Source organism: Tissierellales bacterium, from assembly GCA_035301805.1.
GTDB lineage: Bacteria > Bacillota > Clostridia > Tissierellales > DATGTQ01 > DATGTQ01.
In genome coordinates this window covers 1-2945 of the sequence record DATGTQ010000251.1, presented here as the reverse complement: position 1 = coordinate 2945, position 2945 = coordinate 1, and the positions used below count along the sequence as shown (strand labels likewise).

Sequence of the window (2945 nt, the reverse complement as noted above, 5' to 3'; positions counted from 1 at the left end):
ATACATTTTCTATATCTTCTACTGATGGTTTCTTAGAGTCATCAAATAACAGATTTCTAAGTTGTTCTTGAACTGTGTGATTTTTTAATTTTGGTTCAATTAAATAAGAATATCTCTTAGCCGGAGTTATAGTTTCTGTTGTTTGTAAATTTCCTGTTATCTTATTTACATCAAATGTATAGTCTAATTTAACAAATGATATTCTCCATATATCAGTATTTTCTGAATATAGTGCTACAACTGCTGCATCTGCACCTGTATCTTTTAAATGCTTAGCTATAAAGTTTCTCTGCATAGTTCTAGCCTTGTCTGGTGAATACTTTAATTTAACTATAGATGCTAATATTATTTTTCTATTTTCATCTCTATATTTACCTATATCTTTAACATAGTCTATATAGTTTTCATATATACCTTCATCTTCTTTTTGTGCTATTGAATTTATTCTATCTTTTGATTCTAAATTTAATAGATTTATAATAAATTTAGAAAATTTAGTTTCATCAAACATTTTCATTTCATTAAATATTTCATTTAGCATAGTATCTTTATTGTCCATAATTTATCTCCTTTACAATAAATCTAAAGATAATACGACTTCTGTGTTATAATCTTGTATTTCTTCTTTAGTCTCTGAATTCTTAATATATGAATCTGGCACTAAATCCCATATTGTATTAAATATTTCTATAGGATCTGCTATACCTTTTATCATCTTTACAATTTCTTTACCTATGGCTGATGGTATGGCTCCATCTTCAAATAAATCCATTAATTTATGTATTTTACTTATTTCATTCTCTGTAAACTTTGGATATGCATTTAAGGCTTTAAGAGTTTTTATTATAGTCTTATCATGGCTCTTACCTTCTTTTCTAATAGGTGATATATCCATACTTTCCTCTTGTAAAGTTTTTACAAGTTCTTTTTTATTTTGTTCTAAATTTTCATAATAATTATTGCTTATCTTATGATATTTCTCTTCTTTATCTGACTCCATAAGCTTCATTGCATCTAAGAATGTCATTTCTCTTGAAATACTTTGATCTGATATAAAGAATCGCTTCATATATCCTTTTCTAAAGAATGTAAGTGTTCCATCTTCATCTAAATACTTAGCACTTCTTATTTTTCTAGGATAATTTTTTATTTTAATAAATAAAGCTTCATTCTCATCTCTTAAATCTCTTATTATTTTTAAATATTTAAGAGTTGAATCTTCTTCAAAGTCTTCCTCTTCTAAACTTTCTTTACTATTAAGCTTATCATATAAAGTTTTTCCAAATATACCATAGGTATCAACTTCTTCATCTTCACTAAGATACTTAAAATCCTCTCCTAATGTATCATGGAATGCTTGTATTTTAGAAGTTATATTCTCTTCTAATGACATATGTTCTCCAACTTGAGCACTTGGGAAGAAGTTAAATACATATATATTATCATGTTTTGTTCCAACACGATTTATTCTACCTACCCTTTGCATTATTCGAGTTGGATTCCAAGGTAAATCATAGTTTACTATTACATTTGCTCTATGCAAACTTATACCTTCTGCTAGTATATCTGTAGTTACTAATATTCTAAAATCATTTTTCTGGTTAGTTTTAGAAACATCAGGATTAAAGTTTTCTTGTATAATATCTCTATCTTTATTTTTAGAACCACCAGTAAATAGTATTGTTTGGTTTTTAAAATGCATGTCTATATTTTTCTTTAAATATTCTGCAGTTTCTTTTGATTCAGTAAATATAAGTATTTTTGATTTTTTAAGAAGTTTATTATTCTTTAAATCATCTATAAATTTATCTAATTTAGGATCATTTTCTATAGGGTCCCACATTCGTCTTATTCGCTTTAAATTAGATAAATCAAATTCTAAATCTTCTATAAATGTGCTATTAAATTCCTCTGATTTAAACTTAAATGCATCTTCTTTATCAACAATAAAATCTAATTTTTCTTCTTCTCCATTATTCATTAGTTCATATACATTATATTTTTTACTAACATATACAACTCCAGATTTATACATTGATATGAAGTTTTCATAAGATTCTATAAATCTATCAAGAGTCTTATTAAAAGCGTAGAAACTACTTTCTAATCGTTTTAATAATATACCTTTCATAAATCCACCCATATTTTGTTGACCTGTTAATAAGGACTTATATTTAGGGGGAACTTCATTTAAGTATGTTAATGTTTTGTATCTTGAATAAGAAAGAACTTTTATTGTATCTAAGGTTTTATTAAATACTACTTCTATCTGATTATCAAACTCATACACTATTTTTTCAGGTGTGTTCAATGTTGGGAATGTTAATCCTTGTGACTTTAAATCTTTATCGTAATATTTTATAATTTCTTTTCTAGTTCTTCTTACCATAATATGATTAAGTACCTTTTCTCTTATCTCAGTTGATACTTCTTTAGATACTTCTAAATATTCTGGTGTTCCTTTGTCATATTTTTTTAATTTTTTTTCTAATTTTTTAAAGAATCCCTCTAAATCTTTCTGATTTGGTATTATATTAGAGTTCTTCCTATTTTGGAATAAGTATATTTGATTAGCAATATCACTAATATAGTTATTTTGTGGTGTAGCTGATATTAATACTACTTTTTTTCCATTACATATTTCATGTAACTTTGCATATGTATCATTATCATCATTTCTAAATCTATGTGCTTCATCTATAAATACATAATCATATGAATCTGCATCTATTTTTAATATAGAATCTAGTTTACCTAAAGATTCAACTTTTGCAGATACATCAAATTCCCATAACACTCTTTCCCAGTTTTCTTTAAGGACTGGTGGACATATTATAAGCTTTCGTCCTCTTAATCTTTTTGCTAGCATCGCACCTATATATGTTTTACCAAGACCAACTACATCTGATATAAATACTCCATTATATGTTGATAGTATTTTTTCT

2 protein-coding genes are annotated in these 2945 nt (G+C 25.9%); both read right to left on the bottom strand.

The window, feature by feature from the left end:
* The coding region (locus tag VK071_12435) for a hypothetical protein (GenBank protein HLR36119.1) at positions 1 to 559 on the bottom strand (559 nt) is incomplete at its 3' end.
* 12 nt (positions 560 to 571) lie between these two features.
* Positions 572 to 2945 (bottom strand): helicase-related protein (locus VK071_12430; protein HLR36118.1); only part of this gene is annotated, 2374 nt, incomplete at its 5' end.